The organism is Pseudomonas sp. SMV7 (assembly GCF_052041995.1).
GTDB lineage: Bacteria > Pseudomonadota > Gammaproteobacteria > Pseudomonadales > Pseudomonadaceae > Aquipseudomonas.
This window is the reverse complement of sequence record NZ_JBKGGT010000015.1, coordinates 90,298-115,317: the sequence shown is the minus strand read 5'-3', so window position 1 is coordinate 115,317 and position 25,020 is coordinate 90,298. Positions and strand designations below refer to the sequence as shown.

Annotated in this window: 25 protein-coding genes and 2 tRNA genes; 19 read left to right on the top strand and 8 right to left on the bottom strand. The window is 62.8% G+C overall.

The window, feature by feature from the left end; all coding sequences use genetic code 11:
* Nucleotides 1-20: 20 nt before the first annotated feature.
* The 4 genes from ACLEJP_RS18535 to ACLEJP_RS18520 form a co-directional block, all read right to left on the bottom strand.
* Nucleotides 21-1,313, bottom strand: a complete 1,293-nt coding sequence (locus ACLEJP_RS18535) for a virulence factor family protein (protein WP_440808643.1) — start codon at nt 1,311-1,313, stop codon at nt 21-23.
* On the bottom strand, nt 1,313-3,955 hold the full coding sequence (mprF, locus tag ACLEJP_RS18530; RefSeq protein ID WP_440808640.1) for a bifunctional lysylphosphatidylglycerol flippase/synthetase MprF: 2,643 nt from the start codon (nt 3,953-3,955) through the stop codon (nt 1,313-1,315). The genes ACLEJP_RS18535 and mprF overlap by 1 nt, the downstream gene beginning before the upstream one ends.
* Before the next feature lie 261 nt (nt 3,956-4,216).
* Nucleotides 4,217-4,293, bottom strand: a tRNA-Met gene (locus ACLEJP_RS18525).
* A gap of 134 nt (nt 4,294-4,427) precedes the next feature.
* Nucleotides 4,428-4,504 (bottom strand) — tRNA-Met (locus ACLEJP_RS18520).
* A gap of 220 nt (nt 4,505-4,724) precedes the next feature.
* Between ACLEJP_RS18520 and dinB the strand changes: the two genes are divergently transcribed.
* Nucleotides 4,725-5,783 carry a DNA polymerase IV gene (gene dinB, locus ACLEJP_RS18515; protein ID WP_440808671.1) on the top strand — a complete coding sequence of 353 codons (1,059 nt, stop codon included), beginning with the start codon at nt 4,725-4,727 and terminating at the stop codon, nt 5,781-5,783.
* Between the two features lie 74 nt (nt 5,784-5,857).
* On the opposite strand, the gene ACLEJP_RS18510 is transcribed toward dinB, so the two are convergent.
* From ACLEJP_RS18510 to ACLEJP_RS18500, 3 genes are all read right to left on the bottom strand, one after another.
* A complete protein-coding gene (locus ACLEJP_RS18510; protein ID WP_440808637.1) occupies nt 5,858-6,811 on the bottom strand; it encodes a hypothetical protein in 954 nt (317 codons plus the stop codon).
* Nucleotides 6,812-6,831: 20 nt separating this feature from the next.
* Complete coding sequence (locus ACLEJP_RS18505; protein ID WP_225778875.1) at nt 6,832-8,547, bottom strand: proline--tRNA ligase; 1,716 nt, start codon at nt 8,545-8,547, stop codon at nt 6,832-6,834.
* A gap of 160 nt (nt 8,548-8,707) precedes the next feature.
* On the bottom strand, nt 8,708-9,973 hold the full coding sequence (locus ACLEJP_RS18500) for an OprD family porin (protein ID WP_225778874.1): 1,266 nt from the start codon (nt 9,971-9,973) through the stop codon (nt 8,708-8,710).
* Nucleotides 9,974-10,661: 688 nt separating this feature from the next.
* Here ACLEJP_RS18500 and ACLEJP_RS18495 point away from each other — a divergent pair.
* Both ACLEJP_RS18495 and ACLEJP_RS18490 read left to right on the top strand, forming a co-directional pair.
* Nucleotides 10,662-11,081, top strand: a complete 420-nt coding sequence (locus ACLEJP_RS18495) for an HIT family protein (RefSeq protein ID WP_440808635.1) — start codon at nt 10,662-10,664, stop codon at nt 11,079-11,081.
* Between the two features lies 1 nt (nt 11,082).
* On the top strand, nt 11,083-11,289 hold the full coding sequence (locus ACLEJP_RS18490) for a SlyX family protein (RefSeq protein WP_440808633.1): 207 nt from the start codon (nt 11,083-11,085) through the stop codon (nt 11,287-11,289).
* A 77-nt stretch (nt 11,290-11,366) separates the two neighbouring features.
* Here ACLEJP_RS18490 and ACLEJP_RS18485 read toward each other — a convergent pair whose 3' ends face one another.
* Nucleotides 11,367-11,960 (bottom strand): cold shock domain-containing protein membrane protein, encoded by a 594-nt coding sequence (locus ACLEJP_RS18485; RefSeq protein WP_440808630.1) that lies wholly within the window; start codon nt 11,958-11,960, stop codon nt 11,367-11,369.
* Nucleotides 11,961-12,237: 277 nt separating this feature from the next.
* Between ACLEJP_RS18485 and ACLEJP_RS18480 the strand changes: the two genes are divergently transcribed.
* The 16 genes from ACLEJP_RS18480 to queE all read left to right on the top strand — a co-directional run bounded on the left by ACLEJP_RS18480 (nt 12,238) and on the right by queE (nt 25,002).
* A complete protein-coding gene (locus ACLEJP_RS18480; protein ID WP_003254783.1) occupies nt 12,238-12,711 on the top strand; it encodes a Dps family protein in 474 nt (157 codons plus the stop codon).
* 160 nt (nt 12,712-12,871) lie between these two features.
* Complete coding sequence (locus ACLEJP_RS18475) at nt 12,872-13,201, top strand: ribbon-helix-helix domain-containing protein (RefSeq protein WP_440808627.1); 330 nt, start codon at nt 12,872-12,874, stop codon at nt 13,199-13,201.
* 92 nt (nt 13,202-13,293) lie between these two features.
* Entirely contained in the window at nt 13,294-13,515 is a 222-nt protein-coding gene (locus ACLEJP_RS18470; RefSeq protein WP_003254776.1) for an FmdB family zinc ribbon protein, read from the top strand.
* Between the two features lie 93 nt (nt 13,516-13,608).
* Nucleotides 13,609-15,384 (top strand): aspartate--tRNA ligase, encoded by a 1,776-nt coding sequence (aspS, locus tag ACLEJP_RS18465; RefSeq protein ID WP_061304906.1) that lies wholly within the window; start codon nt 13,609-13,611, stop codon nt 15,382-15,384.
* Between the two features lie 114 nt (nt 15,385-15,498).
* Nucleotides 15,499-16,245, top strand: coding sequence for a YebC/PmpR family DNA-binding transcriptional regulator (locus ACLEJP_RS18460; RefSeq protein ID WP_289131114.1), 747 nt, complete (start codon nt 15,499-15,501; stop codon nt 16,243-16,245).
* A 138-nt stretch (nt 16,246-16,383) separates the two neighbouring features.
* Nucleotides 16,384-16,908 carry a crossover junction endodeoxyribonuclease RuvC gene (gene ruvC / locus ACLEJP_RS18455; protein ID WP_004375291.1) on the top strand — a complete coding sequence of 175 codons (525 nt, stop codon included), beginning with the start codon at nt 16,384-16,386 and terminating at the stop codon, nt 16,906-16,908.
* 109 nt (nt 16,909-17,017) lie between these two features.
* Nucleotides 17,018-17,635, top strand: a complete 618-nt coding sequence (gene ruvA / locus ACLEJP_RS18450; protein ID WP_225778868.1) for a Holliday junction branch migration protein RuvA — start codon at nt 17,018-17,020, stop codon at nt 17,633-17,635.
* Nucleotides 17,632-18,678: a Holliday junction branch migration DNA helicase RuvB gene (gene ruvB, locus ACLEJP_RS18445; protein WP_170031562.1), complete on the top strand. Its 1,047-nt coding sequence runs from the start codon at nt 17,632-17,634 to the stop codon at nt 18,676-18,678. Before ruvA ends, ruvB begins: the two co-directional genes overlap by 4 nt.
* Before the next feature lie 125 nt (nt 18,679-18,803).
* Nucleotides 18,804-19,256 (top strand): tol-pal system-associated acyl-CoA thioesterase, encoded by a 453-nt coding sequence (gene ybgC / locus ACLEJP_RS18440; protein WP_440808621.1) that lies wholly within the window; start codon nt 18,804-18,806, stop codon nt 19,254-19,256.
* 2 nt (nt 19,257-19,258) lie between these two features.
* Nucleotides 19,259-19,954 carry a protein TolQ gene (tolQ, locus tag ACLEJP_RS18435; RefSeq protein ID WP_114169711.1) on the top strand — a complete coding sequence of 232 codons (696 nt, stop codon included), beginning with the start codon at nt 19,259-19,261 and terminating at the stop codon, nt 19,952-19,954.
* Between the two features lie 14 nt (nt 19,955-19,968).
* Nucleotides 19,969-20,421, top strand: coding sequence for a protein TolR (gene tolR, locus ACLEJP_RS18430; RefSeq protein WP_003254760.1), 453 nt, complete (start codon nt 19,969-19,971; stop codon nt 20,419-20,421).
* Complete coding sequence (gene tolA / locus ACLEJP_RS18425) at nt 20,421-21,530, top strand: cell envelope integrity protein TolA (RefSeq protein ID WP_225778867.1); 1,110 nt, start codon at nt 20,421-20,423, stop codon at nt 21,528-21,530. The genes tolR and tolA overlap by 1 nt, the downstream gene beginning before the upstream one ends.
* Nucleotides 21,531-21,556: 26 nt before the next feature.
* A complete protein-coding gene (tolB, locus tag ACLEJP_RS18420) occupies nt 21,557-22,828 on the top strand; it encodes a Tol-Pal system beta propeller repeat protein TolB (protein WP_189665511.1) in 1,272 nt (423 codons plus the stop codon).
* Nucleotides 22,829-22,881: 53 nt separating this feature from the next.
* Nucleotides 22,882-23,382 (top strand): peptidoglycan-associated lipoprotein Pal, encoded by a 501-nt coding sequence (gene pal, locus ACLEJP_RS18415; RefSeq protein WP_015271469.1) that lies wholly within the window; start codon nt 22,882-22,884, stop codon nt 23,380-23,382.
* Nucleotides 23,383-23,388: 6 nt separating this feature from the next.
* Complete coding sequence (gene ybgF / locus ACLEJP_RS18410; RefSeq protein WP_440808617.1) at nt 23,389-24,195, top strand: tol-pal system protein YbgF; 807 nt, start codon at nt 23,389-23,391, stop codon at nt 24,193-24,195.
* 159 nt (nt 24,196-24,354) lie between these two features.
* The gene (gene queE, locus ACLEJP_RS18405; protein WP_440808615.1) at nt 24,355-25,002 is read left to right on the top strand and encodes a 7-carboxy-7-deazaguanine synthase QueE; all 648 of its coding nucleotides are present in this window, start codon (nt 24,355-24,357) and stop codon (nt 25,000-25,002) included.
* Nucleotides 25,003-25,020: the final 18 nt, after the last annotated feature.

Here is a 25,020-nt window from a genome sequence, read left to right as displayed (position 1 = left end):
GTGCCGGTGATCGGCGGCTATCAGTTCTGTGCCGCCACGCTCGACTTGCCCTGGCGCGTCTCGATCTCGTCAATCAGGCGCTTGGCCAATGCCGGGTAGTTCTCGTCGAAGTGGTGCCCACCCGGCAGTTTCAGGCGCTCGCCGACCGCTGTCTTGTCGGTGCAGCCGCTCTCGTCGGTTTCCTCTACGCCATACACGCACACCACCTTGGACGCCGGCAACCTGGCCATTTCCGGCCCGGTCGGTGCTTCCTGGCCTTCCTTGCCAAGCCAGCCCTCGACTTCGATCTCGAAGCTGCCGCTGCGGGCAAAGGCCAGCAGCATCACTGCGTCGATGCGCTGCTGGTCTTCGACCGGCAGGCGGTTGTAGATCGCCGGCAACACGTCGGCGCCGAACGAATAGCCGGTCAGCACAAAGCGCTTGGTGCCCCATTTCTGCCGATAGTGCTGCATCAGCTCGGACAGGTCGGCGGCGCTTTGTTCCGGGGTCTTGTGCTGCCAGTAGTAGCGCAGCGTGTCGATGCCCACCACCGGGTAGCCCAGCTTGGCCATTTCCCCGGCCACGTCACGGTCCAGGTCACGCCAGCCGCCGTCACCCGAGAGGAACAGGGTGACCGTGTCGGTGGTCTGCCCGGCAGGCACCTCGACCACCGGGATGGCCAGGGCGTTGCCGTCGTGGCCGACCAGGGCCTGGGTCAGTTGTGCCTTGAGCACCTGCGGCAGGTGTATGTCGTAGTCGCTGATGCTGGTTTCGGCATTGGCCTGGTCACGCACGAAGGCGGCGCTGGCGTCATCCGGGTTGTCGTTCCAGGCGACATTCCAGTGGCCGTGGGCGGCCGATTTCGGCAGCGCAGCCTGGCAACCGGGTTGTTCGAGATTGAAGTCCACCGAAATCGCCCGCGCCTTGTCGTCGTTCTGGCTGGCCAGCCAGCGCCAGGCCTGGGCCGCGCCCGGACCGATACCGGCGACCAGGGTCGGCTGCTGGGGCAACTGGGCAAGGGCCTGGTTCATGGCCTGCTGCTGCTTGCTGCAGTCATTGGCCGGCAGCAACACCTGCACCAGTTGCGCTTCGCCGGCCTTGGCCAGGTCCAGCAACTGCTTGTCGGTCAGTGCCTGGTCCTGCGGCACACCGATAACCACCCGGGCCTTGGGGTGCACGCCTGGTGTCACACGGGTGATCGCGGTGTCATTGATGCTCAGTTGTTCCAGGCGCGCCTCAGGGGCCGGGCGCGTCCACAGCCAGAATGCCAGCGCACCCCCCAGGGCGGCCAGCAGCAGGGGAATCAGCAGGTACAGCCAAAAGCGTCGGGTCATCAACGTTTCACCAATCCAGTCAAGCCGCCTGCGATCAGGGCGGCGGTGTCGGCCAGTGCCACCAGCGGGTCGAGCCCGGCCGGCACGGCCATGTAGCGGGGTTCCCAGTCCGGTTGGAATTTGTCCTTGAAGCGTCGCAGCCCCTGGAAGTTGTACAACTGCTCACCTCGGCGGAACACCATCGAGCCCAGGCGCTGGGTCAGCGGCGCACCACGCCGCGGCTGCAAGCCGGAAAGCGGTACCATGCCCAGGCTGAAGCGGGCGTAGCCGTGGCTTTTGTAATGCAGGATCAGGCCGATCATCATGAATTCCATGGTCAGCTTCGGGGCCTCGGGGTGTGCGCGCATCAGGTCGAGGCTGGCCAATTCCTTGCTGTGGGTTTCCAGCAGGTTGGCAAAGGCCACCGGGCGGCCCTGGAAGCGGATCAGGGCGATTCGGAAGTGCTGCAGGTACTCAGGGCTGAAGCGCCCCAGCGAGAAGCCTTTCTCGCGCACGTTCTTGCCGCCGAGCCAGGCATCGGAAATTTCCTTCAGCTCTGCCAGTGGGGCATGGCCGGGTTCGTGGATTTCCAGGCTCAAACCGTCACGGCCACCGCGGTTCCAGGTGTAGCGCAGGTCCTTCATCTCCTTGCCCTTGGCTTCCAGGTCGAAACGCTGCAGGTCGACCCTGGCCTCTTCGCCCAGCTTCAGCGCGGTCAGGCCGATGTCCATGTAGAACGGCAGGTTTTCGGCACGCACCTGGTAGAACACCGGTCGGGCGTGGTGCAGGTCGCACAGGTCACGGAATTGCCAGATCATCTCGGCGCGTTCCTGGGCCGGGCCGATCGGGTCATACAGCGCCACCAGGCTGCGGCCGCGACGTGCGTACATGAGGAAGGCATTGTCGCCCGGGTGGAACAGCAGCGCCTTGTCGCCGGTCAGGGCCAGGCCGCCATCGGGCTGGTCAGAGGCCTGCAGAATGCGGTTGGCCCGTTGCAGTTCCTGTTCATCAGGCAGGTGAATCACAGGCGGTGCCGTGCGCAGCAGCCAGGTCAGCGCCACGGCCGCCAGCAGCAAGGCGCTGCCCATGGCGGCGCGCAGGCCACGCGGGGCGTCGGCATCAAGGGTGAACTGCCACCACAGCTGATGGCTGTAGGGCACATCCTGGTAGGCGAACAGCAGCAGCCATACCGATGCCCCGACCACGCAGGCGCTGGCCACCAGGAACACTGGCGAGAACGGCAGCTCCAGCAAGCGGCTGGGGCGGTAGAAGGAGCGGCGGAACAGGGCGAGCAGGACGGCGGTGAAGGTCAGCAGGCAGGCTTCTTCCCAGTCGAATCCCTTCAGTAGCGACAGCAGGGCGCCCACCAGCAACAGCACGGTGGTCAGCAGCCAGGCGGCGGACAGGCGCCGGCGCAGGCCCTGGGCCAGCAGCAGGCAGACTACCCCGATCAGGCTGGCGCCGAAGTGCGAGGCATCGATCAGACGGTGTGGCACCAGGAAACCCATGTGCTCCAGACGCGTGTCGATCTCGGGCGTGACCCCGGAGAACAGCAGTACCACCCCGGACAGGAACACCAGAATCGACAGGATCGGTGCCGCCAGGCCGGAAGCCGCCTTGATGGCCTGTTGTGCGAACAGCAGGCGCCTGGCTTCGTTGGTCAGCAGCAACACGCAGGCCAGCAGCAGCGGCAGCACTACGTAGATCAGCCGATACAGCAGCAGGGCCGCCGCCAACGGGGCCGCGCCAAGCTGGTCGGCAAAGGCGGCCAGCAGGATCGCTTCGAACACCCCGACGCCGCCCGGCACATGGCTGAGCACGCCTGCGGCCAGGGCCAGCAGGTACACCAGGACAAAGGCGCCGAACGGTGGTGCTGAGGGCAGTAGCAGATACAGCACGGTAGCCGCAGCGGCGACATCCAGTGCGGTAATCAGCAATTGCAGGGCGGCCAGGCGAGCGCCCGGCAGGCGCAGTGTGCGGCGGCCCAGTTGTACCAGCAGGTTGTCGGCAATCGGTTGCTCGGCCAGGCGACGGCGGTACAGGCCAACCACCATCACCCCACACAGCACCAGCACCGCTGTGGCGATGGCCGCCAGCAAGCCAGGCGCCAGGCCCAGCGCGGCCGAGGCCGCCGGCAGGTCGCTCAGGGTCGCCAGGGCAGCCAGGGGCGGCAGCGCGCAGCCCAGTGACAGGCTGGCGAACACGGTCATCCGTGCCACTTCGCCTGCGCCCACCCCCTGGCGTGCATACAGGCGGTAGCGCACCGAGCCGCCGGACAGCATCGACAGGCCGATGGCGTTGCCAATGGCAAAGGCGCTGAAGCCGCCCAGCACCAGGCTGCGCGCTGGCAATTGCACACCGGCATAGCGGCTGGCCGACCATTCGTAACCCAGCAGGATCACGAAACCGAGCACGGTTGCCAGCAAGGCGCCCAGCAATGACTGGGCCGGTACGCTGAGCATGGCATCGTGCAAGGCATAGATGTCCAGCTCGCTCAGCAGGTGGCGGCAGGCGATCAAGGCCATGGTGAACAACACCAGGGTCACGATCAGGCCGATGGGCTGGCGATAGCGGCTCAGGCGTTCGAGCAAGGGCAGGCGTTGCACCGCACCGGGCAGTGCCGAGGCGAGTGCTGCCGGGTTGTCGGGGTTGTGCGAAGTCATGGATTGCCCCGGGCATGCAGCGCGAGGTGAGGGGAAGGTGTGGCCAAGTGAAAGTCCCTTAGAAAAACGTATCCAATGTTACTCCGGCCTCAGCCGCTTGCAGCGGCCTGGCCGGGTTAAAGATAGTTCATCCACGGGACGAGCTCTCAAGCGCGCGGGTTGAGTGCAAGGCGGGTAAATACGGGGCGACGAAAAGCAGGAAAGGGAAAAGCAACAAACCCCGCGCTGCTGTTACACAGGCGGGGTTTGTTCTGACGAATATGGTTGCGGGAGCCGGATTTGAACCGACGACCTTCGGGTTATGAGCCCGACGAGCTACCAGGCTGCTCCATCCCGCGTCAGTGGGGCGCATTCTACAGTTTCCAGAATGGCTGTCAAGCGCTAGTCGTTGATTTTTTTGATATTTCTTCCAACGCTTTATTCGAGGCAAAAGAAAAAGGCCACTGCGTAAACAGTGGCCTTTTCTCGAATCTGGTTGCGGGAGCCGGATTTGAACCGACGACCTTCGGGTTATGAGCCCGACGAGCTACCAGGCTGCTCCATCCCGCGCCTGTGAGACCGAATTCTACGGATTTAACCGTGGCTGTCAAGCATCTTTATAAAAAAACCTTTCCCGTTCAAACTCTTAGCGTTCGGATAATGCGGTTCAGCTCAGGCGCGGCGGGGCTTTCAGCCCGATCATCGCGCGCAGCGGGCTAGCGGCTGCACACCGCGAGTCGCATGCGATACTATCTGTATGAATTTACAGTGCTGATGAGCATCCATGTCCTTGCGCAAGATCATTCACGTTGACTGCGATTGCTTTTACGCCGCGATCGAGATGCGTGACGACCCGCGCCTGGCCGGGCGGCCCATGGCCGTAGGGGGCTTGCCTGACCAGCGTGGGGTGATCGCCACTTGCAACTATGAGGCGCGTGCCTACGGGGTGCGTTCGGCCATGTCTTCGCGGCATGCGCTGAAGCTGTGCCCCGACCTGCTGATCGTCAAGCCGCGCTTCGAGGCCTACCGAGAGGCCTCGCGGGAAATCCACACGATCTTCCGAGACTACACCGAGCTGATCGAGCCGCTGTCACTGGACGAGGCGTACCTGGATGTGACCGACAGCCAGTGGTATTCGGGCAGCGCTACGCGCATTGCCGAGGATATCCGCCGGCGTGTCGCCCGCACCCTGCATATCACCGTCTCGGCTGGCGTGGCACCCAACAAGTTCCTGGCCAAGGTCGCCAGTGACTGGCGCAAGCCCAATGGCCTGTTCGTGATAACCCCAGGCGAAGTCGAGGCGTTCGTTGCCGCCTTGCCGGTGGCCAGGTTGCACGGAGTGGGCAAGGTAACCGCAGACAAGTTGGCGCGGCTGGGAATCGAGACCTGCCTTGAGCTGCGCGACTGGTCGCGTCTGGCCCTGGTGCGCGAGTTCGGCAGCTTTGGCGAACGTTTGTGGGGGCTGGCGCGCGGTATCGATGAGCGTGCGGTACACAATGACAGCCGGCGCCAGTCGGTCAGTGTGGAAAACACCTACGACACCGACTTGCCGGACCTGGCCAGCTGCCTGGCACGGCTGCCCGAGCTGCTGGAGAGCCTGAACCAGCGCATTGCCCGTATGGACAGCAGTTACCGGCCGGAGAAACCCTTCGTCAAGGTCAAGTTCCATGACTTCAGCCAGACCACCCTGGAGCAGGCGGGGGCCGGTCGGGACCTGGACAGTTATCGGCAGTTGCTGGGGCAGGCCTTTGCCCGTGGCGGCAAGCCGGTGCGCTTGCTGGGGGTGGGGGTGAGGTTGCGCGATTTGCGTGGGGCACATGAGCAGCTGGAGCTGTTCCCGCCTCAATAGATGGCCCGCCAATTCAACGCGGCCCCTGCAGGAGCGACACAAGGCCGCTCCTGCAAGGTATTGCGTGATGCGGGTTACTGCGCGCCCGGGTCGGCCACCAGCCGGCCAGTGGCCTTGGTCAGCGACTGCAGAAACTCTTGCTGCAGCTCCGGATCGTTGCGGGTCAGTTCGATCAGGCTCTGTTCCATTTCACTGGCTTCCTCTTCCAGGCCCAGTTCAGACAAGCGCTTGACCCGGTGCACCCACTGGCTGACGTCGTCGTCCTCAAGGTCATCGAAGATCAGTTCGTGGGCTTCGAGCAGCTTGTTGCGCAGGCTGGCGCTGACCAGCAGGCTGGCATCGCCACGAACGGCGTTGTCCTCGTCCACCACCTGCAGGTGCAGGGTGCCGATGTGGTTGAGATTCTGCTCGGAGAACGGGCTGTCGAGCAGGTTCAGGCGCAGCACGCCGTTCCTGTCGGTCGTCAGCTCGTGGGTGGTCTTGCCAGCCTTGACCTCGACCAGACGCTCGCTCCAGGGCACGCTGGTGGACTCTTCGCGCTTGCCCTTCTGCACCTCGCTGATCCCGGCCAGGTTCTGCTGGGCACGGCCGTTGGACGGCACGTTCATGAACGGGTTGAGCCCGTCCACACCGTAGCTGAGCCAGTCGTGGGTAATGCTTTCCGGCAGGTTGCCCAGGGCGAAGACATTGACCACGTTGGCACCGACGCCTGCCACCACGGCCACAGCCCCCAGCGGGATCTCGTAGATCTCCCGCCAGGGCTGGTAGGGCGTGTAGCGGTCATAGCGCCGGGTAACTTCGAACTCGGTGACTTCGAAGCGCTGCTGCTCATGCACGCGCACACGTCGTTGCGGAAGCTCCATCACCTTCGGCTCGCCGACATCGATCTGCAGGGTGTGTTCGAGCAGTTTGCGCTCGACGCGCTCCTCATGGTCGCTGCGCTGGGACATCTGGTTGGCGCAGCCGCTGACGAGCAGGGCGCCGCACAGTGCGGCGCCCCCCAGGGTAAAGGTACTTCGCTTGTACATGATCACTCGTGCATTGGTTATCAGCGGCGAACGCGTGCCTGCAGGAAGGTCAGCACCTCGGCCAGCGGCAATGCCTGGGCGTCCTGCTCGGTGCGGTGCTTGTATTCCAGGTTGCCTTCGGCCAGGCCGCGATCGCTGACGACGATGCGGTGCGGGATGCCGATCAGCTCCATGTCGGCAAACTTGATGCCGGGGCTGGTCTTCTTGTCGCGGTCGTCCAGCAGCACCTCGTAACCGGCGGCGGTCAATTCGGCGTACAGCTTGTCGGTCGCCTCGCGGACCACGTCGGTTTCGTAGCGCAGCGGTACCAGGGCGATCTGGAACGGGGCCAGGGCGTCATTCCAGATGATGCCCTTGTCGTCATGGTTCTGCTCGATGGCAGCGGCGACCACGCGGGACACGCCGATACCGTAGCAACCCATGGCCAGGGTGACCGGCTTGCCGTTCTCACCCAGTACCTGGCACTTCAGCGCCTCGCTGTACTTGGTGCCCAGCTGGAAGATGTGGCCCACTTCGATACCGCGCTTGATCACCAGGGTGCCCTGGCCGTCCGGGCTCGGGTCGCCTTCGACCACGTTACGCAGGTCGGCCACCTGTGGCACCGGCAGGTCGCGCTCCCAGTTCACGCCGAAGTAGTGCTTGTCGTCGATGTTGGCGCCAATGCCGAAGTCGCTCATCAGGGCAACCGAGCGGTCGATGATGATTTCCAGCGGCAGGTTCAACGGGCCGAGCGAACCGGCGCCGGCACCGATGGCCTCGCGCAGTTCGGCGTCGCTGGCCATGACCAGCGGGTCGGCTACCTGTTCCAGCTTGGCGGCCTTGATTTCGTTGAGTTCGTGGTCGCCGCGCACGATCAGCGCAACCAGCTTGCCTGGTTCTGCGCCGTGCACGATCAGGGTCTTGACGGTTTTCTCGATCGGCAGGCCGAAGTTTTCCACCAGCTGGGCGATGGTCTTGGCGTTCGGCGTGTCGACCAGGCGCAGCTCCTCGGTAGGCGCAGGGCGCACGGTTTCCCGTGGGATGGCCTCGGCCTTCTCGATGTTGGCGGCATAGTCGGAGCTGTCGCTGAAGATCACGTCGTCTTCGCCGGACTCGGCCAGCACGTGGAATTCATGCGAGTAGCTGCCACCGATGGAGCCGGTGTCGGCCTGCACCGGGCGGAAGTCCAGGCCCAGGCGGGTGAAGATATTGGTATACGCCTGGTGCATGCGGTCGTAGGTTTCCTGCAGGGAAGCCTGGTCGGCATGGAACGAGTAGGCGTCCTTCATGATGAACTCGCGGCCGCGCATCAGGCCGAAGCGCGGGCGGATCTCGTCACGGAACTTGGTCTGGATCTGGTACATGTTGAGCGGCAGCTGTTTATAGCTGGACAGCTCGTTGCGGGCCAGGTCGGTAATCACTTCTTCGTGGGTCGGGCCGACGCAGAAGTCGCGCTGATGGCGGTCCTTCAGGCGCAGCAGCTCGGGGCCGTACTGTTCCCAGCGGCCGGATTCCTGCCACAGTTCGGCGGGCTGGATGCTGGGCATCAGCACTTCCAGGGCGCCGGCGGCGTTCATTTCCTCACGCACCACGGCCTCGACCTTGCGCATTACCCGCAAGCCCATCGGCAGCCAGGTATACAGGCCGGAGGCCAGTTTGCGGATCATGCCGGCACGCAGCATGAGCTGATGGCTGATGACCACTGCGTCGGCAGGGGTTTCTTTCTGGGTGGCGAGCAAATATTGACTGGTGCGCATGGTGAGCCGTGTCGATTGCCTAAGACATTGAAATGACCCCGCATTGTACGGGGGTGAAACGCAGGCGTACAGGATGCCCCAGGGCGTGGCGCTTGTCAGCCAAGAAAAAGCCCGGCGTGATTGCCGGGCTTTTTCAGTTGCGGGGCACTGCAAGCCAGGCTTACAGGATGCTCAGCGGGTACTCCACGATCAGGCGCAGTTCGTCGATCGATGGGGAATCGTAGTAGACGCCATCGGAAGAGCGGTAGGTAGCCTGACGCACGCGGAAGCTCAGGTCTTTCGCCGGGCCTTCCTGCAGTACGTACTTGATGTCGACGTCGCGTTCCCATTCCTTGCCGTTGCTGGTGCCGGCGACGTTGGCGTCGGTACCGCGTACATAACGGGTCATGAAGGTCAGGCCTGGAATGCCGTATTCGGCAAAGTTCAGGTCGTAGCGAGCCTGCCAGGACTTCTCGTCTTCGGCGTTGAAGTCGGAGCGAGCCACGGAGTTGGCCAGGAAGATGGTGCCGCCACCGTCGACGCCGTAGCCATAGTCGCCGTCGCCGGTGACTTTCTGGTAGGCCAGGGTGAAGGTGTGGGCGCCGATGTTGTAGGCGCCCGACAGGCTGAACGCGCGGTTGTCCAGCTTGTCGCCATCGAAGGCGCGGTACTCGGCCGAGCCTTCGCTCTTGGTGTCATAGATGTTGAAGTCGAACACCAGGCCTTGCTTGTCGGAAATCGGCAGCGCCCAGTTGACGTTGGCGTAGTACTTGCGCCAGTAGTCTTCGACCTTCGAGTAGTACAGGCTGGTGCTGAGGGTATCGGTGAAGGCGTAGGTACCGCCGACCACGTTGGCTTCCTTCAGGCGGAAGCTGTCACGGTTGGTCTGCTCCTGGGCGGTCAGGCTGGTGAAGTGACCAGCGTGCAGGGTCAGGCCCTTGATCTCGTTGCTGGTGATCAGGGTGCCCTGGGCGATTTCTGGCAGCAGGCGGCTGTCGTCGGTGGCGAAGACCGGCAGTGCGGTGAACTGGTCACCCACTTTCAGCACGGTGTCGGAGATGCGGAACTTGACCGCGCCGCCGCCCTTGGAGTAGTCGTCCTGCGAACGGCCGTCGGAGCCGGTCGGGAACAGGCCGGTACCCGCGCGGCCCTTGCCGCTGTCCAGCTTCAGGCCAAGCATGCCGATGGCGTCGACACCCACACCCACGGTGCCTTGGGTGAAGCCGGACTCGAAGGTGCCGAGGAAGCCCAGGCCGGTTTCTTCGCGACGGCTCTGGCCGCCTTCGTTGTTACGGAAATCACGGCTGAAGTACAGCATGCGGGTCTTGACGTTCAGCTTGCTGTCTTCGATGAAACCTTTGGACTCGTCCTGCGACGAGGCCAAAGCCAACTGCGAGGTCCCTGCCGCAACGGCCAGGGCGATCATGCTCCACTTCATCACGCGCATCGTGATTTGCTCCTTTGGTTTTTAGGAAGAGTACCGCTGCAACCATCTGTTCTAGTTATATGGCGCAGCTCTTTCTTGTTATGTCGGCGAAAATGTATAGCACGCTGACTGTTGTTGGCGATATGGCTATAAGCATCCTTTACGGAACTTTTTTGCCATGTCGCTTTCAGGTGTCTCCATGTCGCAAATCACGCCCCGGTTATGGGCCGTACAACGCCAGCGTTGTTTCCGTAGTCGTCTCACATCGGGCGATGCAATTCGGCGCGGGAAACTCCCTGGTAACCAATGCCGCTGTTGTCATTTGTCGCGTCCACCTGCCATAGCAGATGTCGTGCCGACTTGGCGTGAAGGGAATGCAACAAGCGTGCTCAAAATACGCAACACTTCATGAAATTTTCACAAAACTCGCTACCGAGGGTCGGAAAGCGCCGTAAATACGGGGCGGGGCTGGCTCTGCTCATGCTGCAGTCGAGAATCATTAAAAATAAAAAAGCTGCCATGAAAGTCAATGTGTTACCGCAACTAGTTCAACCAGAGTCATTTGTGGGGTGGTCAGTGTGGTGGGTGGGGCACGGTAGGCCTCATTTTGGTGCGAAAAGTAGCGCTGTGTTACCGGGAACGTGCAAGGTATCCTTCCAGGCCTGTATTCCGCGTGTGGCGGGTGGGTTTTACCTGAAGGAGATTTGCCGTGTTCGTCCTCGATTCGCGTTTGCAGCAGGATGCCCTGGTGCTGGGTGAGTTTGCGCTGTGCCAGTTGCTGCTGAGCAAGGACGCCAACTACCCGTGGTTCATCCTGGTGCCCAAGTGCGCCGGTATCAGCGAGCTGTTCGAACTGGATGCGGCGCAGCAGCAGCAGTTGTGGCAGGAAACCACCCGCCTGGCCGAGGCATTGAAGGCGAGTTACCAGGCTGACAAGATGAACGTTGCCACCCTCGGCAATGTGGTCAGCCAGTTGCACATGCACGTAATCGTGCGCCAGCGCGACGACGCCGCCTGGCCTGCGCCGGTGTGGGGCAAGTGCCCGGCAGTGGCTTATACCGACGAGCAAGTGCAAGCCGTACGCCAGCGCCTGCGTGATTTGAAACTCGATGGGTATGTAGAGGCCTGATATGTCGTTGGAAATGCGAATGGTCGAGCTGGAAACCCGGCAGGCGTTCCAGGATGACACCATCCAGGCGCTGAATGATGTGGTGGTCGAGCAGGCGCGGGTGATCGAGCGGCTGCAATTGCAGATGGCCGAGCTGATCAAGCGTTACGAAGAGATAGTTGGCCAGTACGGCAATGACGGGGAGGAGGCGCCGCCGCCTCATTATTGAAGCCGGTAGCGCTGGATGAACAGCAATCCTGTGGGGCGGGCGAGCCCGCCTCCACAGGCAGTGGCCGTCGCAGTTGATCAGCGGCGGGTGACAGCGACCACGTCTTCGGCCTGCAGGCCCTTGTCGCGGTGCATCACCGAGAACTCCACGCGCTGGCCCTCGACCAGGATGCGGTGGCCTTCACCGCGAATGGCGCGAAAGTGCACGAAGATGTCATCACCCGAATCGCGGGAGATGAAGCCGAAGCCTTTGGACGTGTTGAACCACTTGACGGTACCGGTATCACGGTTGCCGGATTCCTGCGTTGCCGACTGGTTGGTGCGTGCCTTGCGGGGGCTGCGGGCAAGGCCTGCGGCCAGGTGTGCCGCCACGGCCAGGGCTGCGCAGACCAGCGCGGCCAGGCTGCCCATTTCCGGGCGTGCCAGCACCGTCAGGGTCTGCAGCACCACCGCCACCACCAGCAAGGCGCAAGCCAGGTATTGCAGCTGCTGGCGGGCGCCGCGGTAGTACAGCGGCACCACCGGGGCGATAATCAGGTTGAGCAGACCGAACAGGGCCAGGTAGACCGCGTCAGGTTGTTCCAGGAAAGGACTTGCATCGGTTTTCAGGCTGGGTATGAGCGATAGCAGCAAGGCTGCCACGCCCGTCACCAGATGGACGATCTTGAACATGGGTTGGCTCACAGTTGATAAGGCTGGTCACAGGAAGAGCCGGCGGCACGGTGCGCATTGAGGTGTGGCGCGCGAACACGTGACAGGCCGGCCTATGCACCCGGCAATGTCAGTCCGCACGGGTGGCACGCTGCCTATTTAACAGTAAAGCCGCAGGCTACTCAAACCACAGGCCGCCGGGCGCTGTGCTGCGCCATGTCGCATGCGCCCTGCGTCAAGTGTTGCTAAAGTGGTCGGCACCCGCTTGAGTCTCAAGCCTTATGGAAAGGGGAACTTCATGGCAATTGATATCGGTATCAGTGAAGAAGATCGCAAGTCCATCGTCGATGGGCTGTCCCGCCTGTTGTCGGATACCTATGTGCTGTATCTGAAAACCCATAACTTTCACTGGAACGTCACCGGTCCGTCGTTCCGCACCCTGCACCTGATGTTCGAAGAGCAGTACAACGAACTGGCGCTGGCGGTCGACTCGATCGCCGAACGCATCCGGGCCCTGGGCTTCCCGGCGCCGGGGTCTTATGCGTTCTATGCGCGGCATTCCTCGATCAAGGAGGAAGAGGGGGTACCCCCGGCAGACGAGATGATCCGCCAACTGGTCCAGGGCCAGGAAGCCGTGGTGCGCACCGCGCGCAGCATCTTCCCGGTGGTGGACAAGGTCAGTGACGAACCAACCGCCGACCTGCTGACCCAGCGCATGCAGGTGCATGAGAAGACTGCCTGGATGCTGCGGGTGCTGCTCGACGGCAAGTAATCTTGCCCTGTGTGCAGGAGCGGCCTTGTGTCGCGATGGGCTGCTCCTGCCTGGCGCACATCCGCCGTGGATTCTGATCAGGAAGATTTTGCCGCTGCTCTGACCGCGCTCATAAGCGCTTCATAGGCCACCTGCTACCTGTGACGAGGAGGAGTGGCGCATGATGCAAGTGAGCAAGCGTGTGGCTGGCCAGGGGCGCTGGCCCGGTAAAGCGTGTGTCGATCCGTTCAAGGCGGATTTCGACATGCAGCAGACCCAGCCGGTGTCGCGTTCGGTACGGCTCAACGGTTTTTCCACCTGCCTGCGCCTGGAGGCCGTCTATTGGGGCATCCTCGAGCGCATCGCCGTGGCCAACCGCTGCTCGGTCAGCGCGGTGCTGTCCTACGTGGACCGCGAAGTGCACCTGCGCCAAGGTGGAGTGCGCAACTTCAGCGGGCTGATCCGGGTGATCTGTGTCGCCTGGCTGCAGGACCCGCCCACTGTGCGCTGATCGCCTGGCGGGCTGCGCAGTGCTTGCTAACCATATATAATCCCGCTTTTTGCTGCCCCGGCAGCCAGCGTTATGGTTGACGAGAGACACCCATGCCCCTTTATGACTATCAATGTGCATCCTGCGAGCACCGCATGGAAGTGCTGCAGAAGATCAGCGCCGCGCCGCTGACCGATTGCCCGGCCTGCCAGGCGCCGGCACTGAAGAAGCTGCTGTCGGTGCCAGGCTTCCGCCTGAGCGGTAATGGTTGGTACGAAACCGACTTCAAGACCGGGGCGAAAAAGAATCTGGCAGGCGGCGACAAGGCCGACTGAGTTGAATGCTGTGACCGGGTCTTGCAGTATTAGCCCTCCGGGCGGCCAAGGCCTCCACCGAATACACGAATCACGAGAAGCGAAACCACCATCATGATGCGCAGCCATTATTGCGGCCAACTGAACGAGAGCCTGGACGGCCAGGAAGTCACCCTTTGCGGCTGGGTCCATCGTCGCCGCGACCACGGCGGGGTGATCTTCCTCGACATCCGTGACCGCGAAGGCATGGCCCAGGTCGTGTTCGACCCGGATCGCGCCGAAACCTTCGCCGCTGCCGACCGCGTGCGCAGCGAGTACGTCGTGCAGATCACCGGCAAGGTGCGCAAGCGCCCTGAGGGTGCGGTGAATGCCAACATGGCGTCCGGTGCCATCGAGATTCTCGGCTACCAGCTGAACGTTCTCAACGAAGCGGAAACCCCACCGTTCCCGCTCAACGAATACTCCGACGTTGGCGAGGAGACCCGCCTGCGTTATCGCTTCATCGACCTGCGTCGTCCGGAAATGGCCGACAAGCTGCGCCTGCGCTCGCGCATCACCAGCAGCATCCGTCGCTTCCTCGACGAGAACGGCTTCCTCGATGTCGAGACGCCGATCCTGACCCGCGCCACCCCGGAAGGCGCGCGTGACTACCTGGTGCCAAGCCGTACCCACGCCGGCAGCTTCTTCGCCCTGCCGCAGTCGCCGCAGCTGTTCAAGCAGCTGCTGATGGTCGCCGGCTTCGACCGCTACTACCAGATCGCCAAGTGCTTCCGTGACGAAGACCTGCGCGCCGACCGCCAGCCGGAATTCACCCAGATCGACATCGAGACCAGCTTCCTCGATGAAAGCGAGATCATGGGCCTGACCGAAAGCATGATCCGCAAGCTGTTCAAGGAAGTGCTGGACCTGGAATTCGGCGAATTCCCGCACATGACCTTCGAAGAAGCCATGCGCCGCTACGGCTCCGACAAGCCGGACCTGCGCATCCCGCTGGAACTGGTCGACGTTGCCGACCAGCTGAAGGACGTGGACTTCAAGGTGTTCGCCGGCCCGGCCAACGATCCGAAGTGCCGCGTTACCGCCCTGCGCCTGCCAGGCGGTGCCAGCATGCCGCGCAGCAAGATCGACGAGTACACCAAGTTCGTCGGCATCTACGGTGCCAAGGGCCTGGCCTACATCAAGGTCAACGAGCGCGCCAAGGGCGTCGAAGGCCTGCAGTCGCCGATCGTCAAGAACATCCCCGAGGCCAACCTCAATACCATCCTCGACCGCGTTGGTGCCGTTGACGGCGACATCGTGTTCTTCGGTGCCGACAAGTTCAAGGTGGTCAGCGAAGCCCTGGGCGCGCTGCGTATCCGCCTGGGCCACGACTTCGAGCTGCTGACCTGCGAGTGGGCGCCGATGTGGGTGGTCGACTTCCCGATGTTCGAAGAGAACGAAGACGGCAGCTTCACTGCGCTGCACCACCCGTTCACCGCGCCGAAGTGCACCCCCGAAGAGCTCGAGGCCAACCCGGCCGCAGCCCTGTCGCGTGCCTATGACATGGTCCTGAACGGTACCGAACTGGGTGGCGGTTCGATCCGTATCCACCGTAAGGAGATGCAACAGGCCGTGTTCCGCCTGCTGGGCATCGAAGCGGCAGAACAGGAAGAGAAGTTCGGCTTCCTGCTCGACGCCCTGAAGTTCGGTGCGCCGCCTCACGGTGGCCTGGCCTTCGGCCTGGACCGCCTGGTCATGCTGATGACCGGCGCCCAGTCGATCCGTGAAGTGATCGCCTTCCCGAAAACCCAGAGCGCCGCGTGCGTCATGACCCAGGCCCCTGGCCTGGTCGACGCCAAGGCCCTGCGCGAGCTGCACATCCGACTGCGCGAACAGACCAAGGTCGAGTAAGCGGTCCTCGGGCGCATCCACAGGGATGCGCCTTAGCGTTTCGACGCAGGCAATTTCCCGTCCCGCCCCGTACAGGGGCGGGGCTGTTTGTGATTCAAAGGATTCGGAGTCGTTATGGCTGGTCATTCCAAGTGGGCGAACATCAAGCACCGCAAAGAGCGCCAGGATGCCAAGAGAGGCAAGATCTTCACCAAGTGGATCCGCGAACTGACGGTCGCTGCCAAGCAGGGCGGCCCTGACCCGGCCTCCAACCCGCGCCTGCGCCTGGCGCTGGACAAGGCCCTGGGCGCCAACATGAGCCGGGACATCATCGATCGCGCCGTGGCCCGTGGTGCTGGTACCAACGAAAGCGACAACGTCGAAGAACTCAGCTACGAAGGCTATGGCCCGGGCGGTGTGGCGATCATGGTCGAGGCCATGACCGACAACCGCAACCGCACCGCGGCCGCCGTGCGCCATGCGTTCACCAAGTGTGGCGGCAACCTCGGCACCGACGGTTCGGTGGCCTACCTGTTCGAGCGCAAGGGGCAGATCAGCTTCGCGCCGGGCGTGGAAGAGGACGCCCTGATGGAAGCGGCGATGGAAGCCGATGCCGATGACGTGGTGGCCAACGACGATGGCTCGTTCGACGTGTTCACCTCGTTCAACAGCTTCTACGCCGTGCGCAACGCCCTGGAAGAGGCGGGGTTCAAGGCCGCTGACGCAGAAATCGTCATGCAGCCCACCACCAGTGCCGAACTTGACCAGGACGGCGCCGAGAAAGTGCTCAAGCTGATCGACATGCTCGAAGACCTGGATGACGTGCAGAACGTCTATTCCAATGCCCAGATCTCCGACGAGGTCATGGAAAAACTCGGCTAAGATTTTTGCTTGGCCTTTCGGGCCTATTCGCGGGCAAGCCCGCTCCCACCGGGAGCGCACCAGGTTCAGGCCTGGCGCGTCCCCTGTGGGAGCGGGCTTGCCCGCGAATAGGCCGGTCCATTTGAACACGCAGGCGCTATGACTCTGATTCTTGGTATCGACCCCGGCTCGCGCATCACCGGTTATGGCGTGGTGCGCCAGACCGCCCGCGGTTGCGAGTACGTGGCGTCGGGCTGCATTCGCACCGGCAGCGGCGAGTTGCATGAGCGGTTGCAGATCGTTTTCCGTGGCGTGGGCGAAATCATCGCCCAGCACGGGCCGGTGACCATGGGCATCGAGCGGGTGTTCATGGCGCGTAACGCCGACTCGGCGCTGAAGCTCGGCCAGGCGCGTGGCGCGGCCATCGTCGCTGCCGCCGAAGCCGGCCTGGAAATCGCCGAATACAGTGCCACCCAGGTCAAGCAGGCGGTAGCCGGCACCGGCGGGGCCAACAAGGAACAGGTGATGATGATGGTCATGCACCTGCTGAAATTGACGCAAAAGCCGCAGATCGACGCCTCCGACGCCCTGGCCATCGCCCTGTGCCACGCGCATACCCGTTCCAGCCTGGTGCCGCATGGCCTGGCCACGGCGCGGCGACGCGGCGGGCGCTTGCGTCTGTAGGCGCTTCATGCCCTGATACACATTTTGTGCGGGTGATGCATGCGCCCGCTGCATTTGCTGATAGGGTTGAGCGGTCTTTGACCGGCTCCCCGAGAGGAAGGATCGGAACGTGATTGGACGTTTGCGCGGCACCCTGGCGGAGAAACAGCCGCCGCACCTGATTATCGACGTCAACGGCGTGGGTTACGAGCTGGAAGTGCCCATGACCACGCTGTACCGTCTGCCCAAGGTGGGCGAAAGCGTCACCGTGCACACCCACCTGGTGGTGCGCGAAGACGCCCACCTGCTCTACGGTTTTGCCGAAAAGCGCGAGCGCGAGCTGTTCCGTGAGCTCATCCGCCTCAATGGCGTGGGGCCGAAGCTGGCGCTGGCGTTGATGTCCGGCCTGGAAGTCGACGAGCTGGTGCGCTGCGTGCAGGCCCAGGACACGTCGGCGCTGGTACGCGTGCCGGGGGTCGGCAAGAAGACCGCCGAACGCCTGCTGGTCGAACTCAAGGACCGTTTCAAGGCCTGGGAAACCTCGCCGGCCATGTTCACCCTGGTTTCCGATGGGCCGTTGCCGGTCAGCAGCACCTCCACGGCCGAGGCGGATGCGGTCAGCGCCCTGGTCTCGCTGGGCTACAAGCCGCAGGAAGCCAGCAAGGCGATCGCGGCGATCAAGGACAAGGCCGGCCTGAGCAGTGAAGAGCTGATCCGCCGCAGCCTGAAAGGGATGATTACCAAGTGATCGAAGCCGACCGCCTGATCGCCGCCAGTGGCCGCGACCGTGAAGAAGTCCAGGACCGTGCGATCCGCCCGCTGCGGCTGGACGAGTACATCGGCCAGCCGGTGGTGCGCGAGCAGATGGCGCTGTTCATCCAGGCCGCCCGTGGCCGCAGCGAGTCACTTGACCATACCCTGATCTTCGGCCCGCCGGGCCTTGGCAAGACCACCCTGGCCAACATCATCGCCCAGGAAATGGGCGTGTCGGTCAAGAGCACTTCGGGGCCGATCCTCGAGCGTCCGGGCGACCTGGCGGCCATGCTGACCAACCTCGAGCCGCACGACGTGCTGTTCATCGACGAGATCCACCGGCTGTCACCGGTCGTCGAAGAAGTGCTGTACCCGGCCATGGAAGACTTCCAGCTGGACATCATGATCGGCGAAGGGCCGGCGGCCCGCTCGATCAAGCTCGACCTGCCACCGTTCACCCTGGTCGGGGCCACCACCCGTGCCGGCATGCTGACCAACCCGCTGCGTGACCGCTTCGGTATCGTCCAGCGCCTGGAGTTCTACAGCGACAGGGACCTGGCCACCATCGTCAGTCGCTCGGCCGGCATCCTCGGTCTGGCCATCGAGGACCAGGGGGCCTACGAGATCGCCCGCCGGGCCCGTGGTACTCCGCGTATTGCCAACCGCCTGCTGCGCCGCGTGCGCGACTACGCCGAGGTGCGCGGCAAGGGGCAGATCACCAAGGCCGTGGCCGACATGGCGCTCAACCTGCTGGACGTCGACGAGCGCGGTTTCGACCATTCCGACCGCCGTCTGCTGCTGACCATGATCGAGAAGTTCGACGGGGGCCCGGTGGGGGTCGACAACCTGGCTGCCGCCATCAGCGAAGAGCGCCACACCATCGAGGATGTGCTCGAACCGTACCTGATCCAGCAAGGCTACATCATGCGTACCCCGCGTGGCCGCGTGGTCACCCGGCATGCCTACCTGCACTTCGGCCTGAATGTGCCCGGGCGCCTGGGGGAGGGTGGGGATTTTTCCGAAACAGGCGATGACTGACAGATCGAAAATGGCTTTTCGTGGTCCTAGCGCTGGCACGCCGAGGGTGCGCTGGCAATAAGACATTAATGAAGAAAAAACAGTTGCCACAGCGGATTGGCAAGCTGAGGAGTAAGCACTAGAGTATGCGCGCGCAAAATGGCCTGGAACCGTTCGCACACCGTTGTCGCGTCTATTACGAAGATACCGATGCCGGTGGCGTGGTGTATTACGTCAACTACCTGAAATTCATGGAGCGTGCGCGCACCGAGCGTCTGCGCCACCTGGGCTTTTCCCAGGCGCAGCTGGCCGGGGAAAACCTGTTGTTCGTGGTCCATTCCAGCGAAGCGCGTTACCACGCGCCGGCGCGCCTGGACGACGCGCTGCGGGTCACCGCGCATGTGACTGAACTCAATCGCGCCAGCCTGCGCTTCGTGCAGCAGGTCTGGCGGGAAAAGGATGAAACGCTGCTCTGCGAAGGGCAGTTCCTGGTGGCCGCCGTGCGCGCCGACACTTTCAAACCCCGAGCCATACCCCCGGAGCTGCGCGACGCCTTTGCGGCGGACGGCTCGGGTAATCAATCGAACGCAGGAGAATAAGCGTGGAAGCTAACGTCGTCGACCATACCTCCATGTGGAGTCTGGTCAGCAATGCCAGCGTGGTGGTACAGCTGGTAATGCTGACCCTGGTGGCCGCCTCGGTCACATCATGGATCATGATCTTCCAGCGCAGCACCATGCTGCGCGCCGGTCGTCGTGCGCTGGATGCCTTCGAGGAGCGCTTCTGGTCGGGCATCGACCTGTCCAAGCTGTATCGCCAGGCAGGCAGCAACCCGGACCCGGATTCCGGTGTCGAGCAAGTGTTCCGCGCCGGTTTCAAGGAATTCTCGCGCCTGCGCCAGCAGCCGGGGGTTGACCCGGACGCGGTCATGGAGGGCGTTGCCCGGGCCATGCGCGTGGCCATCTCGCGCGAGGAAGAAAAACTCGAGCAGAGCCTGCCGTTCCTCGCCACCGTCGGTTCGACCAGCCCGTACATCGGCCTGTTCGGTACCGTGTGGGGCATCATGAACTCCTTCCGCGGCCTGGCCAGCGCCCAGCAGGCCACCCTGGCCACGGTCGCCCCGGGTATCGCCGAAGCGCTGATCGCCACTGCCATCGGCCTGTTCGCGGCAATCCCGGCGGTCATCGCCTACAACCGCTTCTCGGCCCGTAGTGAAGTGCTGATCGGTCGTTACTACACCTTCGCCGACGAGTTCCAGGCGATCCTGCACCGCAAAGTGCACACCAGCGAAGAGTAATCAGGTAGAAGCCCATGGCCCGAGTTCGCCACAAACGCAAGCCCGTCGCCGAGATGAACGTGGTGCCCTACATCGACGTGATGCTGGTGCTGCTGGTCATCTTCATGGTGACGGCGCCGATGCTCAACCAGGGCGTCAAGGTCGACCTGCCCAAGGTTTCCAGCGAAGCCTTGCCGCAGGACAACAACGTCCAGATCCTCACCATCTCCATCAAGGCCGACAAGACCTATTACTGGAACCTCGGCAGCGAAGTCGATACCGACAAGCAGATGGACAAGGCCATGACCTTGCCTGCAATGACCGACGCCGTGACCAAGATCATTGCCGCCGGCCGTGACCAGGGCAAGCAGACCCAGGTGTTCATTCGTGGCGACAAGGCTGTCGACTATGGCGCGGTCATGGGTGCCATGGGCGGGTTGCAGAAGGCCGGTGTCGGTAACGTTGGCCTGATTACCGAGGCGCCCTGATGCAACAGCGAGAGCCATCCGCCTCGGAAAGCTACTTCTGGCCCAGCGTCTGGGCCATCGGCCTGCATGTGCTGGTGTTCGCCCTGCTGTTCGTCAGTTTTGCCATGACGCCCGAGCTGCCGCCCTCCAAGCCGATCGTCCAGGCTACCCTGTACCAGCTCAAGTCCAAGAGCCAGGCGACCACCCAGACCAATCAGAAGATTGCCGGGGAAGCGAAGAAGACCGCTTCGCGCCAGACCGAGGTCGAGCAGCTGGAACAGAAGAAGATCGAGCAGGAGGCCGTGAAGGCCGCGGAACAAAAGAAAGCCGACGCCGCTCAAAAGGCCGAAGAGGCCCGCGAGGCTGCCGAAGCCAAGAAGGCCGAGGCCGCTGCCGAAGCCGCCAAGGCTGCCGAGGCCAAGAAAGCCGCTGAAGCCAAGAAGGCCGAAGAGGCGAAGAAAGCCGCCGAGAAGCAGCAGGCCGACATCGCCAAGAAGAAGGCCGAGGAAGAAGCCAAGAAAAAAGCCGAAGAAGAGGCCAAGAAAGAGGCCGCTGAAGAGGCGAAGAAACAAGCCGCCGAGGACGCCAAGAAAAAGGCGGCCGAAGAGGCCAAGAAGAAAGCAGCCGAGGACGCCAAGAAGAAAGCGGCCGCCGAGGAAGCGAAGAAAAAGGCAGCTGAAGAGGCCAAGAAGAAGGCCGCTGCAGACGCCCAGAAGAAAAAGGCACAGGAAGCGGCCCGCAAGGCGGCGGAAGACAAGAAAGCCCAGGCCCTGGCCGAGCTGTTGTCCGACACCACCGAACGGCAGCAGGCGCTGGCCGACGAGCAGGGTGACCAGGTGGCCGGCGACTTCGACGACCTGATCCGTTTGCGCGCGGCCGAGGGCTGGGCACGTCCGCCTTCCGCGCGCAAGGGCATGACGGTGGTCCTGCAGATCAACATGTTGCCGGACGGTACCATCACCAACGTCAGCGTGGCCCGGTCCAGTGGTGACGGCCCGTACGACAGTTCGGCGGTGGCTGCGGTGAAGAACATCGGTCGCCTGACCGAAATGCAGGGTATGAAGCCGAGCGATTTCAACCAATATCGTTCGTTCAAGATGACATTTACACCTGAGGATCTAGCGTTGTGATTAAACGTCTGAGAGGGCTGCTGGTCATGCTGTGCTGCGTGGCAGGCATGGCCGTGGCAGAGGAAAAGAACATCCTGGTCACCAGCGGCAGCGACCGGGCCACCCCCATCGCGGTAGTGCCGTTCGGTCTGCAGGGCGGCAGCGTGCTGCCGGAAGACATGGCCGACATCATCGGCAACGACCTGCGCAACTCTGGCTACTACTCGCCGATTCCGCGGCAGAACATGATCAGCCAGCCGTCGCAGGCCAGCGAAGTGATCTTCCGTGACTGGAAAGCACTGGGTGCGCAGTATGTGATGGTCGGCAGCATCGTGCCGTCGGGCGGTCGCCTGCAGGTGCAGTACGCACTGTTCAACGTCGCCACCGAGCAGCAAGTGCTGACCGGCAGCGTGGCGGGCAGTGTCGACCAGCTGCGCGACATGGCCCACTACATTTCCGACCAGTCGTTCGAGAAGCTCACCGGCATCAAGGGGGCGTTCTCCACCCGCATGCTGTACGTGACGGCCGAGCGTTTCTCCACCAACAACACCCGCTACACCCTGCAGCGTTCGGACTACGACGGTGCTCGTGCAGTGACCCTGCTGCAATCGCGTGAACCGATCCTGTCGCCACGCTTTGCACCGGATGGCAAGCGTATCGCCTATGTCTCGTTCGAGCAGAAGCGCCCACGCATCTTCATCCAGCACATCGACACTGGCCGCCGCGAGCAGGTCACCAACTTCGAAGGCCTGAACGGTGCGCCAGCCTGGTCGCCGGACGGTACTCGCCTGGCGTTCGTGCTGTCGAAGGACGGCAACCCGGACATCTACGTGATGAACGTGGCGTCGCGCCAGATCAGCCGTGTCACTGCAGGCCCGGGCATCAACACCGAACCGTTCTGGGGCAAGGATGGCAACACCCTGTACTTCACCTCCGACCGTGGCGGCAAGCCGCAGATCTACAAGCAGTCGGTCGGTGGCGGTGGCGCCGAGCGTGTAACCTTCGTCGGTAACTACAACGCCAACCCGAAACTGTCGGCTGACGAAAAGACCCTGGTGATGATCCATCGCCAGCAGGGCTTCACCAACTTCAAGGTGGCGGCCCAGGATTTGCAGCGCGGAAGTGTAAAGATTCTCTCCGAGACAAGTCTTGATGAGTCTCCCACTGTTGCGCCAAACGGCACCATGCTAATCTACGCCACCCGCCAGCAGGGCCGGGGAGTCTTGATGCTCGTGTCGCTGAATGGACGCGTGAGGCTCCCACTTCCTACCGCTCAAGGCGAAGTCAGAGAACCGTCCTGGTCCCCTTACCTGAACTGATTGCGGCGTAATACTTTTGCTTAACACACTGGGGTTTCATTAGGAGTTTCACGATGGAAATGCTGAAGTTTGGTAAATTTGCTGCGCTGGCTCTGGCCATGGCCGTAGCTGTAGGTTGCTCCTCGAAGGGCGGTGACAACGCAGGCGAAGGCGCTGCTGTAGACCCGAACGCTGGCTACGGTGCCAACGCTGGTGCTGTTGACGGCTCCCTGAGCGAAGAAGCTGCTCTGCGCGCAATCACCACCTTCTACTTCGAATACGACAGCTCGGACCTGAAGCCAGAAGCCATGCGCGCTCTGGACGTTCACGCCAAGGACCTGAAAGCCAACGGCAACCGCGTTGTTCTGGAAGGCAACACCGACGAGCGCGGCACCCGCGAGTACAACATGGCTCTGGGTGAGCGTCGTGCCAAGGCCGTCCAGCGCTACCTGGTTCTGCAGGGCGTTTCCCCTGCTCAGCTGGAACTGGTTTCCTACGGTGAAGAGCGTCCGGTTGCCACTGGCAATGACGAGCAGTCCTGGGCTCAGAACCGTCGCGTAGAACTGCGTAAGTAAGTTCTCATGCGTATGGGCCGCCGTGTAGTAACCGTCCTCGCACTCAGCCTGCCGCTCGCGGCCTGGGCTGAGGTTCCTGTAGTTGATGACAACGCAGGCAGTTATCCGCCTGCGGGTTATGGCACGAGCGGCGCCTATGCCGGGTCAGGGGCTTCGGCCCCTGCCTCTGCACAGGGCCAGCTGTTCATGCAGCTGCAACAGATGCAGGATCAGCTTTCCCGCCAGCAAGGCATCATCGAAGAGCTGCAAAACGATGTGTCGCGCATGAAGCAGGAAAACCTGGAGCGTTACCAGGACCTGGACCGTCGCATCAACAGTGGCGCCGCGCCTGCCGCGACCCCTGACAATTCCTCCGGTGGTGGTGTCTCGAATGCCGCCCCCGATGCAGCAGCGGGGGCTGCTGCACAACAACCGGCCGCCAGTAGCGAGCCCGGTGATCCGGCGAAAGAAAAGCTCTACTACGATGCCGCTTTCGACCTGATCAAGCAGAAAGACTTCGACAAGGCCAGCCAGGCCTTCGGCGCCTTCCTGCGCAAGTACCCCAATAGCCAGTACGCCGGCAACGCCCAGTACTGGCTGGGTGAGGTCAACCTGGCCAAGGGCGACCTGCCCGCCGCCAGCCAGGCCTTCGCCCAGGTCAGCCAGAAGTATCCGAAGCACAGCAAGGTGCCGGATTCGCTGTACAAGCTGGCTGACGTCGAACGCCGCATGGGGCACACCGACAAGGTCAGGGGCATTCTGCAGCAGGTCATCAGCCAGTACCCCGGCACTTCCGCCGCGCAGCTGGCCCAGCGTGACCTGCAGAAGCTCTGAGCTGTCCCGTTTGAAATAACCCGCGCCTGTCGCGGGTTTTTTCGTTAGAATCATTGCCCTTTTTTCGTAAACACGCTGTTGCGGATAACGCTATGTCGAGTCCGCGACAGTGCCTGACGGAGGCGGACAGCCTGTTTAGCTGTCACGCCCGTGGCGAGCATGCAAGACACATTACGCATCACCGAAGTCTTTTACTCTTTGCAGGGTGAAACGCGAACGGCTGGGTTGCCCACGGTATTCGTGCGGCTCACCGGTTGCCCCCTGCGTTGCCAGTACTGCGACAGTGCCTATGCCTTCAACGGCGGCCACCTTCGCACCCTTGATTCGCTCCTTGAGCAGGTCGCCAGCTACAAGCCGCGCTACGTCTGCGTCACCGGCGGCGAGCCGTTGGCCCAGCCCAATGCCTTGCCGTTGTTGCAGCGCCTGTGCGACGCCGGTTATGAGGTTTCCCTGGAAACCAGCGGTGCGCTGGATATTTCCGGCACCGACACCCGCGTCAGCCGCGTGCTCGACCTGAAGACCCCTGGCTCCGCGGAGTCGCACCGTAACCGCTACGAGAACATCGAGCTGCTGACCCGCAACGACCAGGTCAAGTTCGTCATCTGTTCCCGTGAAGACTACGACTGGGCGGTTTCCAAGCTGATCCAGTACAACCTGGCCGAGCGTGCCGGTGAGGTACTGTTTTCGCCCAGCTACCACCAGGTGAAGGCCAGCGACCTGGCTGACTGGATCGTCGCCGACAACCTGCCTGTGCGTTTGCAGCTGCAACTGCACAAGCTGCTGTGGAACGACGAACCCGGACGTTGACTGAGGAGCAAGTACACA

Bases quoted from the DNA above. Each gene is read 5' to 3' on its own strand.
- tolR (WP_003254760.1), top strand. From the start codon at position 19,969: ATGGCCCGAGTTCGCCACAAACGCAAGCCCGTCGCCGAGATGAACGTG.
- ACLEJP_RS18460 (WP_289131114.1), top strand. From the start codon at position 15,499: ATGGCTGGTCATTCCAAGTGGGCGAACATCAAGCACCGCAAAGAGCGC.
- queE (WP_440808615.1), top strand. From the start codon at position 24,355: ATGCAAGACACATTACGCATCACCGAAGTCTTTTACTCTTTGCAGGGT.
- ACLEJP_RS18490 (WP_440808633.1), top strand. From the start codon at position 11,083: ATGTCGTTGGAAATGCGAATGGTCGAGCTGGAAACCCGGCAGGCGTTC.
- mprF (WP_440808640.1), bottom strand. From the start codon at position 3,955: ATGACTTCGCACAACCCCGACAACCCGGCAGCACTCGCCTCGGCACTG.
- ACLEJP_RS18475 (WP_440808627.1), top strand. From the start codon at position 12,872: ATGATGCAAGTGAGCAAGCGTGTGGCTGGCCAGGGGCGCTGGCCCGGT.
- ACLEJP_RS18485 (WP_440808630.1), bottom strand. From the start codon at position 11,960: ATGTTCAAGATCGTCCATCTGGTGACGGGCGTGGCAGCCTTGCTGCTA.
- ACLEJP_RS18480 (WP_003254783.1), top strand. From the start codon at position 12,238: ATGGCAATTGATATCGGTATCAGTGAAGAAGATCGCAAGTCCATCGTC.
- tolA (WP_225778867.1), top strand. From the start codon at position 20,421: ATGCAACAGCGAGAGCCATCCGCCTCGGAAAGCTACTTCTGGCCCAGC.
- ACLEJP_RS18510 (WP_440808637.1), bottom strand. From the start codon at position 6,811: ATGTACAAGCGAAGTACCTTTACCCTGGGGGGCGCCGCACTGTGCGGC.
- aspS (WP_061304906.1), top strand. From the start codon at position 13,609: ATGATGCGCAGCCATTATTGCGGCCAACTGAACGAGAGCCTGGACGGC.
- ACLEJP_RS18535 (WP_440808643.1), bottom strand. From the start codon at position 1,313: ATGACCCGACGCTTTTGGCTGTACCTGCTGATTCCCCTGCTGCTGGCC.
- tolB (WP_189665511.1), top strand. From the start codon at position 21,557: ATGCTGTGCTGCGTGGCAGGCATGGCCGTGGCAGAGGAAAAGAACATC.
- ruvC (WP_004375291.1), top strand. From the start codon at position 16,384: ATGACTCTGATTCTTGGTATCGACCCCGGCTCGCGCATCACCGGTTAT.
- ACLEJP_RS18470 (WP_003254776.1), top strand. From the start codon at position 13,294: ATGCCCCTTTATGACTATCAATGTGCATCCTGCGAGCACCGCATGGAA.
- pal (WP_015271469.1), top strand. From the start codon at position 22,882: ATGGAAATGCTGAAGTTTGGTAAATTTGCTGCGCTGGCTCTGGCCATG.
- ybgC (WP_440808621.1), top strand. From the start codon at position 18,804: ATGCGCGCGCAAAATGGCCTGGAACCGTTCGCACACCGTTGTCGCGTC.
- ybgF (WP_440808617.1), top strand. From the start codon at position 23,389: ATGCGTATGGGCCGCCGTGTAGTAACCGTCCTCGCACTCAGCCTGCCG.
- ACLEJP_RS18505 (WP_225778875.1), bottom strand. From the start codon at position 8,547: ATGCGCACCAGTCAATATTTGCTCGCCACCCAGAAAGAAACCCCTGCC.
- ACLEJP_RS18500 (WP_225778874.1), bottom strand. From the start codon at position 9,973: ATGCGCGTGATGAAGTGGAGCATGATCGCCCTGGCCGTTGCGGCAGGG.